This is a genomic window from Tabrizicola thermarum, assembly GCF_003574395.1.
Taxonomy (GTDB): domain Bacteria; phylum Pseudomonadota; class Alphaproteobacteria; order Rhodobacterales; family Rhodobacteraceae; genus Tabrizicola; species Tabrizicola thermarum.
The window spans coordinates 1-13,087 of sequence record NZ_KZ984534.1; the positions used below are offsets into that span (position 1 = coordinate 1).

Below are 13,087 nucleotides of genomic sequence, written 5' to 3' on the forward strand. Positions count from 1 at the left end.
GGTATCGAGAGCGCGCTCTCGATACCCGTTGCGCCAGGTCGTGCGTTCGCCGCTGCGCTCGTGCCGTCCAGCGCCGATGATAGGCACGGACGAAGAACATCCGGCTGTGGCAGAGCCGGACATGGGCTACCTTCACCGTCACGGTGACGCCGTCGATCAGCACCACCTCATGGCTCCAGTCGAACTGGTAGGCCTCTCCCGGCGCGAAGGTCAGCGGCACGAAGGCGGCTGCCGTGCCCGATCCCTGTGCCTGCTTCCAGGTCGAGGCATAGCGCCGAACGGCATCGTAGCCGCCCTCATACCCGTGCCCCCGAAGCTCTTCGAAAAGTTGCATCACGGTCAGCCGCTCACGGCTGNGACCGAAGTGCAGGCGCCTGATCTTCGCTATCGTCTCCACAACCAGCATCCCGCAAGACGTCCCCCGAATGTTCCCCGGGCAGACTATGGACCCATGCCACGCAGGAGGGGTCCCTTTTGGACGCCGATCACCCCGGTAGCGGGGTCAATATTGCGCGCCGATCAACATTATCGGGGTTCACAGCACGGTGTGTGAATCCCTTTTGTCAACACGGCCTAAGCCAATTGGCTGCCGAGCGCCCGACTTCGTGTCTCAGGTCGCAGGATCAATAAGTCAGCAGCAGCCTGTCTCTGACTTCCTCAGCCTCGCAGGTCTGCCCGCCCATTTGAAACCGCTTGAGCATTGACCGGCCTACGTTGACCATCAGCTCTCGCTCAAACAGGCCTTCCGGCAAGTCAATGTCACAGTAGTGGTTGCCGCTTTTCTTGGTCCCGTCGATGCTGAGCACGACATGGACGCCCCGGCGCTTGCAGTCCTCAATGGCTTCCATCAACTTCGCCAGGCTGAAACTCTGCGCCCCGTAAAGGATCGCCTGCGAGTGCGAATAGGGTGGGTCACAGTATACCAGATCGCCAGGTTTGGCCCGCGCCATCGCTTCGGCATAGTCGAGCTGGTGGAACTTCGCGCCTTTGAGCCGGTGGTGCCAGGTATCGACTCGCTTCGAAAAGGCGTCAGGGCTGATGGGTTGATGCGCCCCGATTGGCGTGGACATATACCCGTCATTCTTTCGGAACCGGACCACGCCGCCAAAGCATGACCGGGTAAGGAACAGGAAGTCAGCCCCGTTCGGGTTGGCGTTGTAGGATGCTTTGATCTTCTCGTATTGTTCTACCCGGTCGCCGGCCTGGAATGTCTCCCACCTGGAGGCATACCAGTGCTTCAATTCATCTGGACGTTCGGCAAGGGCAGCCCATATTTCAATTAACGGGGCAAAGACATCCGAGCCATATCCTTCGCCTGGCGCCAGGGTTGCCATTACACCACCAGCCCCGAGAAATGGCTCGTAATAGGCGCCGAATTGCGCTGGAAAGTGGCCAATGATCTCGTGGGCGAATTTCTGTTTATTGCCAATCCATTTCAAAAGCTGCGTTCTGAATGGTGCGGGCGAGCGCATCTTCACCGGTTCCGCGCGGTCTGACCCCGCAAGACGTGCATACTGCATCTGGTCCCTCTCTTGCCCTTCTTCGGCAGGCTGAAGGACTGGCGCAGAGTTGCCACCCGCTACGACAGAGGCGCAAAGATCTGCCTCTCCGCCGTCGCCCTCGCTGCCACCGTCATGTTCCGGCCTTGCCGATCCGCGAGTCCGGAGCCTGAAACATGTCAACAGGCAACGCTGGATGCTCAAACGTCCTGATTGCCCTCACCCATCCATCTTCAGCGCCGCGATGAACGCCTCCTGCGGGATCTCGACCTTGCCGAACTGGCGCATCCTCTTCTTGCCCGCCTTCTGCTTTTCCAGAAGCTTCTTCTTCCGGGTCGCGTCGCCGCCGTAGCACTTGGCGGTCACGTCCTTGCGCATGGCGGACAGCGTCTCGCGGGCGATCACCCTGCCCCCGATCGCGGCCTGGATCGGGATCTTGAACATGTGGCGGGGGATCAGGTCCTTCAGTTTCTCGACCATCGCCCGGCCGCGCGCCTCGGCCCGGTCGCGGTGGACCATCATCGACAGGGCATCCACCGGTTCCTCGTTCACCAGAATGGACATCTTCACCAGATTGTCCTCGCGGTATTCGCTGATCTGGTAGTCGAAGCTGGCGTAGCCCTTGGTCACGCTCTTCAGCCGGTCGTAGAAGTCGAACACGACCTCGGCCAGCGGCAGGTCATATTCGACCATCGCGCGGTTGCCGGCGTAGGTCAGGTTCAGCTGGATGCCGCGGCGGTCCTGGCAGAGCTTCAGAATGTCGCCGAGGTATTCATCGGGCACCATGATCGTAGCCTTGATCCGTGGCTCCTCGATATGGTCGACGTAGGTGAGATCCGGCATGTCGGCGGGGTTGTGCAGGTCGCGGACCTCGCCGTCCTTCATGTAGAGGCGGAACACGACCGAGGGCGCGGTGGTGATGAGGTCGAGGTCGTATTCGCGTTCCAGCCGGTCGCGGACCACCTCGAGGTGCAGAAGGCCGAGGAAGCCCATGCGGAAGCCGAAGCCCAGGGCCGCGCTGGTCTCCATCTCGTAGGTGAAGGAGGCGTCGTTCAGGGCGAGTTTCTCGATGGCGTCGCGCAGCGCCTCGAAGTCGTTGGCATCGACCGGGAAGAGCCCGCAGAAGACGACGGGAACCGAGGGTTTGAAACCCGGCAGCGGCTGGTCGCAGGGTTTCCTCTCGTGGGTGATGGTGTCGCCCACGCGGGTGTCGCGGACCTGCTTGATCGAGGCGGTGAATACGCCGATCTCGCCGGGGCCGAGTTCCGGGATGTCGACCATCTGCGGTTTCAGGACAGCCAGCTTGTCGATGCCGTAGACGGCGCCGGTCTGCATCATCTTGATGCGGTCGCCTTTCCGGACCACGCCGTCGACCACGCGGATCATGACGACGACGCCGAGGTAGGCGTCATACCAGCTGTCGACCAGCATCGCCTTCAGCGGCGCGTCGCGGTCACCCTTGGGCGGGGGCAGGCGGTGGACGATTGCCTCCAGCACGTCGGGGATGCCGAGGCCGGTCTTGGCGCTGATCGGGATCGCGTCACTGGCGTCGAGGCCGATCACGTCCTCGATGTTCTGCTTCACCCGTTCGGGGTCTGCCGCCGGAAGGTCGATCTTGTTCAGGACGGGGACGATCTCGTGGCCCGCGTCCAGCGCCTGATAGACGTTGGCAAGCGTCTGCGCCTCGACGCCCTGGCTGGCATCCACCACCAGCAGCGAACCTTCGACGGCGCGCATCGACCGGGAGACCTCATAGGCAAAGTCGACGTGGCCGGGGGTGTCGATCAGGTTCAGCACATAGGCCTTGCCGTCCTTGGCGACATAGTCGATGCGGACGGTGTTGGCCTTGATGGTGATGCCGCGTTCGCGCTCGATGTCCATCGAGTCCAGCAGCTGGGCCTGCATGTCGCGTTCGGCGACCGTGCCCGTCGACTGGATCAGCCGGTCGGCCAGGGTGGATTTGCCGTGGTCGATATGCGCCACGATGGAGAAATTGCGGATGCGGTCGAGCGTGATCATGGCGGCGCATATACCTTGTGCGGCGGGGGGCGGGAAGGGCTTATGCGGCGGGGAATGCCGTGGTTTCGCCTGCAACCGGGACAGCAGGCCTGTGGCGCCGGCCCAAGGTCTGCGGCACTTGTCTCACGTTTTCGTGGGTCGGCGCATTGCCGCGGCTGCGACCACAGCATCTTGTGGCGCCTCCGCATCCGGGCAGCGAGGTGTTGCGCGATTCGGCAAGAATCCGCCAAACCCCTGAACCACTTGAAAAAAATGCTTGGACGCGGCATGATGAAGGCCGGAAAACGACTGGCGAGGGAGATTGCATCGCGCAATCCCCGGACCGGCAAAGAGGCAGAGCAGATGAAATCCTTCCTGTTTGCGGCCGCAACGGCTGCGTCTTTCGTGGTGGTCCCGGGTGTGGCGGCAGCCGGTCCGATCGAGCGGGCCTGCATGGCCTCGGACCGGGGCGGCAACCGATCCTTGTGCGGCTGCATCCAGCAGGCGGCGGACATGACGCTGTCGGGCGGCGACCAGAAGCGGGCAGCGAAGTTCTTCAAGGACCCCGAGGCCGCACATGCCACCTGGGTGTCGCAGTCGAAATCCGACGATGCCTTCTGGGAGCGCTACAAGAGCTTTGGCCAGACTGCCGAAGCCTATTGCGGCGGCTGAGCAACGACCGGGCGGTCGGCGGATCGCCCGCCCGGTGGGCGCAAGCAGGGTGAGCAATCTGCCCACTCGCCCGCTGAAAACGCAAAAGGCCCTGCCGTCTTGACGAAGGCAGGGCCTTTTTCACATGTGTCGCAGTTCACAAGGCTCGCAGACGGTCAGGCGGCTGCCTGGGCCTTGGCGATGTCCTTCTTGATCTTCAGCGCGGCGGCGGACAGTTCCTCGTCCTTGGCCTTGGCCAGGTAGGCGTCAAGGCCCCCGCGGTGGTCGACCGAACGCAGCGCGGCTGCGGTCACGCGCAGCTTGAACGACTGGCCGAGCACGTCGGAGATCAGGGTCACTTCGTTCAGGTTCGGAAGGAACCGGCGACGTGACTTGTTGTTGGCATGGCTGACGGTGTTGCCGGACATCGGCCCCTTGCCGGTAAGTTCGCAGACGCGCGACATTCTGGTGTTCCTTCGATTCGTCCAAAGCGGGGGAAGGCGGGGAATCCCCAGCCCTCGAATTCGATTGGGGGCGTGTAAGGGGAATCCCCGGCGGCGTCAAGCGGTCTGGGCAGCGGCAGGACGGAGGCGTGGGCAGATTGCCCACCCTACGGACGCGCGGCCTGGGGTGGGCAATCTGCCCGGGTCATGACGCGCGCCCGAGCAGGCGCAGCATTTCGGCGGCGGCGGCCTCGGGGGTCAGGTCGCCGGCGGCCACGCGGTCGCCGAGGCTGGCCATCAGCCCCTTCTGCGGTTCGCGGGCCAACGCGGCCAGAAGGCCCTGGCGCACCTCTTCCTCGAACCAGTGGCGGGCCTGCGCGGCGCGGGTGCGGGCCCAGTGGCCGTGCCGGCGGCGCCAGGCGACCAGGGCCTGCATCTCCTCCCAGGCCCGGGTCAGGCCTTCGTCGGCCAGGGCCGAGACGGGCAGCGCCTTCGGAAAGCCCTCGGGGTCCTGCGGGCGGCGGCGCAGAAGTTGCAGCGCGCCCGCGTAGTCAGCCACGGTGCGCAGCGCGGCGGGCTTCAGGTCGCCGTCGGCCTTGTTCACCAGGATCAGGTCGGCCATCTCCATGATGCCGCGCTTCACGCCTTGCAACTCGTCTCCGCCGGCGGGGGCGAGGAGGAGGAGGAAAAGGTCGCTGAGTTCCGCCACGACGGTTTCGGACTGCCCGACGCCGACGGTTTCGATCAGCACCACGTCGAATCCTGCGGCCTCGCACAGGGTGACGGCCTCGCGGGTGCGGCGGGCAACGCCGCCGAGCTGGCTCTGGCTGGGCGAGGGGCGGATGAAGGCTGCGGGGTCGCGCGAGAGGCGTTCCATCCGGGTCTTGTCGCCAAGGATCGAGCCGCCGGAGCGGGCCGAGGAGGGATCGACGGCCAGGACGGCGACTTTCAGGCCCTGCCCGGTCAGCATCAGACCGAAGGCTTCGATGAAGGTGGATTTGCCGACGCCCGGCGTGCCCGACAGCCCGATGCGCAGGGCCTGCGGCGCATCACGCAGCGCGTCCAGAAGCGCCAGCGCTTCGGCACGATGGTCGGGGCGTGCGCTTTCGACAAGGGTTATGGCGCGGGCGAGGGCCCGGCGGTCTCCGGCACGGATGAGGGCGGCGCGTTCGGTCGTGTCCATGCCAAACTTGTGCCGGATCGGGGCAGCCTTGGCGAGAGGCCGGGCGAAAATTCTTGGGGCTTCCGGTTGGGCGGGCTGCGCGCGATAAGCGGGGCATGACCCCTCTGCCCGTCTCCCATGTCCTGCCCGAGCTTGCCCAGGCGCTGGCCTTGCGCGGGGTGGCGGTGTTGCAGGCGCCGCCCGGTGCGGGCAAGACGACGCTGGTGCCGCTGGATCTGCTGGCGCGGGGGGTGGTGGCGGGCCGCATCGTGATGCTGGAGCCGCGCAGGCTGGCGGCGCGGGCAGCGGCCGAGCGGATGGCGGAAACCCTGGGCGAACCTGTGGGGCGGACGGTAGGCTACCGCATAAGGGGCGAGGCGAAAGTCTCGGCGGCCACACGGATCGAGGTGGTGACGGAAGGCATCCTGACCCGGATGATCCAGTCGGACCCGGAGCTTGCGGGCGTCGGTCTGGTGATCTTCGACGAGTTCCACGAGCGGTCCCTGAACGCCGATCTGGGTCTGGCGCTGTGTCTGGAAGTGCGCGGCGCGCTGCGCGAGGACCTGCGGATTCTGGTGATGTCGGCGACCCTGGACGCGGGGCCGGTGGCCGCTCTGATGGGGGGCGCGCCGGTGGTGACGTCCGAGGGCCGGGCCTACCCGGTCGAGACGCGGTGGTTGCCGCGCCCGCCCGACCCGAGCCTGCGGTTCGAGGCGGTGGTCGCGGGCGCGGTCAAGGCTGCGCTGGAGGAGACCGCCAGGAATTTCGGCGGCGGGATCCTGGTCTTTCTGCCGGGCGAGGGGGAAATCCGGCGGGTCGAGGGATTTTTGCAGGGCGTGCCAGGGGTGGTGGTGCGGCCTCTGTTCGGGGCGATGGACTTTGCGGCGCAGCGGGCGGCGCTGGCCCCGGTCGAGGGGCGCAAGGTGGTGCTGGCGACCTCGATTGCCGAAACCTCGCTGACCCTGCCGGACATCCGCGTCGTGGTGGATTCGGGCCGCGCGCGAAGGGCGCGGTTCGATCCGAACTCGGGCATGTCGCGGCTAGTGACCGAACGGGTGACGAAGGCCGAAGCCGAGCAGCGCCGCGGTCGGGCGGGGCGGGTGGCGGAAGGGGTCTGCTACAGGCTGTGGACCAGGGGAGAGGAGGGCGGTCTGGCCCCCTACCCGCCCGCCGAGATCGAGGTGGCGGATCTGGCGGGCCTTGCGCTGGAGCTGGCGCTGTGGGGGGGTGCGGACCTGCCCTTCCTGACTCCGCCCCCGGCGGGGCCCCTGGCCGAGGCGCGCAGCCTTCTCATGGACCTTGGGGCGCTGGACGAGAAGGGCCACATCACCGCGCATGGGCGCGTGCTGGCCGGGCTGCCCCTGCACCCCCGGCTGGGGCACATGCTGGCGGTGGCCGGGCCGGAGGCGGCGGAGCTGGCCGCGCTTCTGGCCGAGCGCGACCCGCTGCGCGGGGCGGGGCCGGATCTGGCGCTGCGGATGGCGGCGATCCGGCGCCCGGGGCCGGAGGCCGACCGGGGGGTGGTCGAGCGCATCCGGGCCGAGGCAAGGCGGCTGGCGGCGGCGGCGAAGGCTCTGGCAGGAAGCCCCCCACCCCCATCCCCTCCCCACGGGGGGGAGGGGAAGCGCGATGCGGAGACGTCGGGCAAGGGTGGACCCCTTCCCCCTGGTGGGGGAGGGATGGGGAGGGGGGGCCATGCCGGCGCCTTTTCGCTGGCCGAGATGGCGGCGCTGGCCTATCCCGACCGGATCGGCCTGCGCCGCAAGGGCGAGGCGCCGCGCTGGGTTTTGTCGGGCGGCAAGGGGGCAGCGATGGCGCCGGTGCTGCCGCTGTCGGGCGCGCGGCTGATCGTGGCCACGGACCTCGATGGCGATGCGCGCGAAGCGACCGTGCGGCAGGCAGTGGCCATTTCCGAGGCCGAGGTGCGCGGGCTTCATGCCGACCGCATCGCCTGGGTCGAGGTCTGCGAATGGTCGCGGCGCGAGGGGCGGGTCGTCTCGCGCCGGCAGGAACGTCTGGGGGCTCTGGTGCTGGAGGACCGCCATTGGGACGCCCCTGCAGAGGCGGTGGCGAAGGCGGCGCTGGAAGGCGTGCGGGCGCTGGGGCTGCCGTGGTCTCCGGCAGCGCGGCGGCTGCGCGCGCGGGCGCGGCTGGCGCGGGGCGAGGGCTGGCCTGGGGTGGAGGATGCCGAGCTTCTGGCCACGGCCGAGGACTGGCTGCTGCCGCATCTGACGGGGATCAGGACCGAGGACGACATCCGGGGTTTCGACCTCGTGCCCGCGCTTCAGGGCCTTCTGGGCTGGGACCGGCTGGCCGAGATGGACCGGCTGGTGCCGGGAAGTTTCGAGACTCCGCTGGGTCGGAAGATTCCGATCGACTACGAGGGCGAGGTGCCCGCGATCGAGGTCAGGTTGCAGGAAATGTTCGGGGTCACACAGCATCCGGTGGTCGGGGCGGCGCGGATGCCGGTCAGAGTGACGCTTCTGTCCCCGGCCCGGGCCCCGGTCCAGGTGACGACCGACCTGCCTCGGTTCTGGGCGACCTCCTATGCCGATGTCCGCAAGGACATGCGCGGGGCCTATCCGCGGCATCCCTGGCCCGAGGATCCCACGGTGGCCGAACCCACGCTGCGGGCAAAGCCCCGGGGGACCTGAGGGCACGCCTCCGGCCGACATGGGGCGTGAGGGTGCCCCCTCTCCCGCAGCCGGCCCGAATCCTGAACGATGGCGAAGCAGGCTTCCCGGCCCTGGAGTCTTCGCAGACAGGGCAACCCAGGGCATCGGTCTTCATGGCATGGCAAATGGCGCGCGGGCGCTGGGGCACAAGCTGGTGGTGAAGATCGACGGCGAGGTCGCGGCCGGGGCGAAGGAAGCCTGTTGCGCAAGGGCAGGCCGAACCGGCTTGTCATCTCCGGCGGCGCGGAAATCCTTTCAACGCTGCAACACGGATTGATTGCCGGGTCCTTCCTGTCGCTCTGCGCCCGATCTATGACCGGCGCCAGCAATCGAGGGGCGGATGATGCAGGTCGATGAACAGGCCCGGCGCGCGCGGTGGGCAGTGGCGGCGATGTTCCTGGCCAACGGCTTTGTCATGGGGGCCTGGGCGCCGCAGATCCCGCTTCTGATGCCGCGCCATGCGGTCGCCGAGTCGGCCCTGGGTCTTCTGATCCTGGTGCTGGGTCTGGGGGCAGTGACCGCCATGCTGTTTGCCGGGCGGCTGATCGGGCGCTTTGGCGGACGACGGGTGCTGTCCCTGTTCTCGCTGGCGCTGATCCCCGCGCTGCCGATGGTGGTCTTTTCGCCCAACCTCTGGCTTCTGGCGCTGTTCATGGCGGTGTTCGGCGCGATGGCAGGCTGCATGGACGTGGCGATGAACGCGCAGGCCGTGGTGATCGAGCAGCGGCTGAACCGGGCGATCATGTCGTCCTCGCACGGGTTCTGGAGCCTTGGCGGCTTCGTCGGTGGCTCGTTCGGGGCCTGGGTCATCGCGCATTGGGGATCTGAGGTGCAATCGCTGCTGACCGCCGGAGTGGTCGCGGTGATCGTGATATCGGCCATGCCGTTCCTGCTGCCGGAAGAGCCGAAGCCCGTGGTGGTTGACGCGGCGCCCGCCCCCAGGACCAGGCTTTTCCCGAAGGACGTTCACGTCTGGCTGCTGGGCTTCCTCGCGCTGGCCTCGATGGTGCCCGAAGGGGCGGTGCTCGACTGGGCGGCGATCTACATGCAGAAGGAACTCGGCTCGGATGTCTTCGTCTCGGGCCTGGGCTTCGCCCTCTTTGCCGGAGCCATGGCGCTGATGCGATTTCTGGGCGACACGGTGCGCAACCGGTTTGGCGCGGTGCGGACGCTGCGGATTTCGGGTTGGCTCGGAGCGGCGGGCATGATGGGCGGCGCGGTGGCGACGGAAAGCTGGATGGTGATCGTCAGTTTCTTCGTCGCGGGCCTCGGCATCGCCAACATGGTGCCGATCCTGTTCTCGGCGGCCGGAAACCACCCGCGCCTGCCCTCGGCCAGTGCGATTTCCATCGTCACGATGGTCGGATATTGCGGCATCCTGGTCGCGCCTTCGACCATCGGCTTCGTGGCCGAGCATTTCGGCTTCCGGCCGACCTATGCCGGTCTGTCGCTGGTGCTTGTCCTCGTGGTGCTGCTGGCGGCGCGGGCGGCGGATGCGGACGGGGCCAGATCGGTCGAGCCTGTGGGCGCAAAGGTCGCCTGACGGACCCTACGGCGCGCCCATGTAGTCGCGCTTGCCAAGCTCCACCCCGTTCGCGCGCAGGATGTCATAAGCGGTGGTCAGGTGGAAGAAGAACTGCGGCAGGGTGTAGAAGGACAGGAATTCCTCCCCCTTCAGCACCATGTCGCGGCCCCCGGCCTTGAAATGGATGTCGCGGGTGTCGGCATGGGCGAAGTCTGCAGCCTGGAACGACCCCATGTAGCCCCGCGCGGCACTGATGCGGTCCTTCAGCTCGGCGAAGGTCGTCTCGGTGTCGGGAAAACTCTTCGGCTCGACCCCCGCCAACCGGGCGGTGCCGCGGGTGGCGAAATCGCAGGCCAGCTGGACCTGACGGGTGAAGGAGAACATGTCGGGGAAAAGCCGGGCGGCAAGGATCACCTCGGGCTTGATCTTCCTGGCCTCGCAATGCGCCTCGGCCTTGTCGAGGATGGCGGAAAGGGCGGACAGGAAACGGTCGAAGACGGCGACGGAACGGCGATGCATGGGGGGTCTCCTTTCCGGCACAGGCTCGGAACTACCGGTGCCTCTGTCAAGCCATCGGCAGGGTCTGGGGGCGGAATTCGACGCGAATTCCGGCCCGGTTTCCGGGTCGGAAACCGGCGTCGCATCAATTGGCGCGCGTCAGACCCCGAGGCACCAGCGCATGATGGCCTTCTGCGCGTGCAGGCGGTTTTCGGCCTCGTCGAAGATCACCGAATGGGGACCGTCCATCACCGCACTCGTCGCCTCGTCGTTGCGATGCGCGGGCAGGCAATGCATGAACAGCGCGTCGGGCCTGGCGCGGCTCATCAATTGTTCGTTCACCTGATAGGGGCGCAGCTGGTTGTGACGGCGTTCCTTGGCGCTTTCGGGATCGTGCATCGACACCCAGGTGTCGGTGACCACCAGATCGGCGCCTTCGACAGCCGTAAAGGGGTCGCGCTGGATGGTGACCTTGGAGCCCTTGTCGCGGGCGAACTGGACGAACTTCTCTTCGGGGTCCAGCGTTTCGGGGCCGGTGAAGGTGAAATCGAACCCGAACTGGCCCGCCGCGTGCAGAAAGCTGGCGCAGACGTTGTTGCCGTCGCCGCACCAGACCACCTTTTTCCCTGCGATGGGCCCGCGCTGTTCCTCATAGGTCATGACGTCGGCCATGATCTGGCAGGGATGGGTCCGGTTAGTCAGGCCGTTGATGACCGGGACCGTGGCATGTTCGGCCATTTCCAGAAGCGTCGCCTCCTCGAAGGTGCGGATCATGATGAGGTCCACATAGCGCGACAGGACGCGGGCGGTGTCGGCAATCGTCTCGCCGTGACCCAGCTGCATTTCCTTGCCGGACAGCACCATGGTCTCGCCGCCCATCTGGCGCACGCCCACGTCGAAGGACACGCGGGTGCGGGTCGAGGGTTTCTCGAAGATCAGCGCGACCATGTGGCCCTTCAGGGGCTGCTCGTCATCGGGCGCGCCTTTCGGGCGACCGTTCCGCGCGGTCTTCATCGCCTGGGCGCTGTCGATCATGGCCCGCAGCTGGGCGGGGTCGGTCTTGTGGATGTCGAGGAAGTGGTTCATGGCGTTTCGCTTCTTGGCTCCGGTCGGACCGGGGGTTTCACACCCCCGGACCCCCGTGGAGTATTTGGAAAAAGAGCAGGTCAGGCGGCCTTTTCAAGGGTCGTGGCGGCCTGGTCGAGGCGGGTGAGCGCCTCGGCGATGTCGGCGTCGGGGATGTTCAGCGCGGGCAGCAGGCGCAGGACGTTGTCGGCGGCGGCGACGGTCAGCACGCCGGCCTCGTAGCCCGCCTTCACCACGTCTGCCGGGGCGGGCTTGCATTTCAGGCCCAGCATCAGGCCCTCGCCCCGGACGGCCTCGAACACCTGCGGGTGGCGGGCGACGAGGGATTCGAGGCCCTGGCGCATGAGGGCGCCCTTGCGGGCCACCTCGGCCAGGAAGGCAGGGTCGGAGATCAGTTCGACGACCTTGGCACCCACCGCACAGCCCAGGGGATTGCCGCCGTAGGTCGAGCCGTGAGTGCCCGCCGTCATGCCGGAGGCGGCGCGTTCGGTGGCCAGCACCGCGCCCAGCGGGAAGCCGCCGCCGATGCCCTTGGCGACCATCATGATGTCCGGCGTGACGCCCGCCCATTCATGCGCGAACAGGCGCCCCGTGCGGCCCATGCCGCATTGCACCTCGTCGAAGATCAGAAGGGTGCCGGTCTGGTCGCAAAGGTCGCGCAGGCCCTTCAGGCACTGGTCGGGGACCACGCGGATGCCGCCTTCGCCCTGGATCGGCTCGACGATCACCGCGCAGGTCTTGTCGGTGATGGCAGCGCGGATGGCAGCGTGATCCTCGTCCGAGGTCGGCCATTTCAGATGCCTGAAGCCGGGCATCAGCGGGCCGAAGCCCTTGACCATCTTCTCCGACCCCGCCGCCGCGATGGCACCTGTGGAGCGGCCGTGGAAGGCGCCCTCGAAGGCGACGATCTCGATCCGTTCGGGGTGGCCCGCGTCGTAATGGTGCTTGCGCGCCATCTTGATCGCCAGCTCGGCCGTTTCGGTGCCCGAGTTGGTGAAGAAGACGGTATCGGCGAAGCTGTTTTCCGTCAGCAGCCGCGCCAACCGCTCCTGTTCGGGGATCGTGTAGACGTTCGAGACGTGCCAGAGCTTCTGCGCCTGATCCGTCAGGGTCTGCACCAGCGCCGGATGCGCGTGGCCCAGCGCGTTCACCGCGATGCCCGAGCCGAGGTCCAGATATCGGTGGCCGTCCTCGGCGATCAGCCAGCTGCCCTCGCCCTTCACGAAGGACAGGGGCGCGCGGTTGTAGGTCGGCAGGACGGAGGGGATCATGGAACGGGGTCCTTCGTGTGAAAGCCAATGGGTGCCCGAGGGCTGGCCGTGTGTCAACGTGGGGAAGGAATGGCGCGGGGGCGCGCACGGGACGGCAGGACAGGCTTCAGACGCGGCGAAGTCGGCGCGAAGCGGGGGTGCGATGGGGTCCAGCGGTCATGCCGGGCGGCATAGCGGGAATGTGACCCCCGGTAAAGCGGATTTCTGCGGGTCCGGGGTCTGGCCCGGCATTCTGCAGATTTTCGCTGGAAATGACCTGTAAACGCTGGCAAGGCAGAA

Annotated in this window: 10 protein-coding genes and 2 pseudogenes; 4 read left to right on the forward strand and 8 right to left on the reverse strand. The window is 67.1% G+C overall.

Annotated elements, in window-relative coordinates; translation table 11 throughout:
• Positions 1 to 73: 73 nt before the first annotated feature.
• Both D5084_RS00110 and D5084_RS00115 read right to left on the reverse strand, forming a co-directional pair.
• Positions 74 to 356, reverse strand: a pseudogene (locus D5084_RS00110) (IS21 family transposase); the annotation flags it as partial.
• 267 nt (positions 357 to 623) lie between these two features.
• On the reverse strand, positions 624 to 1,520 hold the full coding sequence (locus tag D5084_RS00115) for a DNA adenine methylase (RefSeq protein WP_128513491.1): 897 nt from the start codon (positions 1,518 to 1,520) through the stop codon (positions 624 to 626).
• Between the two features lie 21 nt (positions 1,521 to 1,541).
• Between D5084_RS00115 and D5084_RS00120 the strand changes: the two are divergent.
• Positions 1,542 to 1,640 (forward strand): annotated as a pseudogene (locus tag D5084_RS00120) (IS5/IS1182 family transposase); the annotation flags it as partial.
• A 78-nt stretch (positions 1,641 to 1,718) separates the two neighbouring features.
• Here the strand turns inward: D5084_RS00120 and lepA are convergent.
• Positions 1,719 to 3,518: a translation elongation factor 4 gene (lepA, locus tag D5084_RS00125; RefSeq protein WP_128513492.1), complete on the reverse strand. Its 1,800-nt coding sequence runs from the start codon at positions 3,516 to 3,518 to the stop codon at positions 1,719 to 1,721.
• 252 nt (positions 3,519 to 3,770) lie between these two features.
• Between lepA and D5084_RS00130 the strand changes: the two genes are divergently transcribed.
• Positions 3,771 to 4,169: a hypothetical protein gene (locus D5084_RS00130; RefSeq protein WP_238382461.1), complete on the forward strand. Its 399-nt coding sequence runs from the start codon at positions 3,771 to 3,773 to the stop codon at positions 4,167 to 4,169.
• A 155-nt stretch (positions 4,170 to 4,324) separates the two neighbouring features.
• On the opposite strand, the gene rpmB is transcribed toward D5084_RS00130, so the two are convergent.
• Together rpmB and meaB are read right to left on the reverse strand one after the other, a co-directional pair.
• Complete coding sequence (gene rpmB / locus D5084_RS00135) at positions 4,325 to 4,612, reverse strand: 50S ribosomal protein L28 (protein ID WP_128513493.1); 288 nt, start codon at positions 4,610 to 4,612, stop codon at positions 4,325 to 4,327.
• A 184-nt stretch (positions 4,613 to 4,796) separates the two neighbouring features.
• Positions 4,797 to 5,774, reverse strand: a complete 978-nt coding sequence (gene meaB / locus D5084_RS00140) for a methylmalonyl Co-A mutase-associated GTPase MeaB (RefSeq protein WP_128513494.1) — start codon at positions 5,772 to 5,774, stop codon at positions 4,797 to 4,799.
• A 95-nt stretch (positions 5,775 to 5,869) separates the two neighbouring features.
• On the opposite strand from meaB, the gene hrpB reads away from it, so the two are divergent.
• Both hrpB and D5084_RS00150 read left to right on the forward strand, forming a co-directional pair.
• Positions 5,870 to 8,407: an ATP-dependent helicase HrpB gene (hrpB, locus tag D5084_RS00145; RefSeq protein ID WP_128513495.1), complete on the forward strand. Its 2,538-nt coding sequence runs from the start codon at positions 5,870 to 5,872 to the stop codon at positions 8,405 to 8,407.
• A gap of 361 nt (positions 8,408 to 8,768) precedes the next feature.
• The gene (locus D5084_RS00150; protein ID WP_238382462.1) at positions 8,769 to 9,971 is read left to right on the forward strand and encodes an MFS transporter; all 1,203 of its coding nucleotides are present in this window, start codon (positions 8,769 to 8,771) and stop codon (positions 9,969 to 9,971) included.
• A 6-nt stretch (positions 9,972 to 9,977) separates the two neighbouring features.
• Here the strand turns inward: D5084_RS00150 and D5084_RS00155 are convergent, their stop codons facing one another.
• From D5084_RS00155 to D5084_RS00165, 3 genes are all read right to left on the reverse strand, one after another.
• Positions 9,978 to 10,472, reverse strand: coding sequence for a DUF1993 domain-containing protein (locus tag D5084_RS00155; RefSeq protein WP_128513496.1), 495 nt, complete (start codon positions 10,470 to 10,472; stop codon positions 9,978 to 9,980).
• Positions 10,473 to 10,610: 138 nt separating this feature from the next.
• Positions 10,611 to 11,537 carry an ornithine carbamoyltransferase gene (argF, locus tag D5084_RS00160; RefSeq protein WP_128513497.1) on the reverse strand — a complete coding sequence of 309 codons (927 nt, stop codon included), beginning with the start codon at positions 11,535 to 11,537 and terminating at the stop codon, positions 10,611 to 10,613.
• 80 nt (positions 11,538 to 11,617) lie between these two features.
• A complete protein-coding gene (locus tag D5084_RS00165; RefSeq protein ID WP_128513498.1) occupies positions 11,618 to 12,808 on the reverse strand; it encodes an aspartate aminotransferase family protein in 1,191 nt (396 codons plus the stop codon).
• Positions 12,809 to 13,087: the final 279 nt, after the last annotated feature.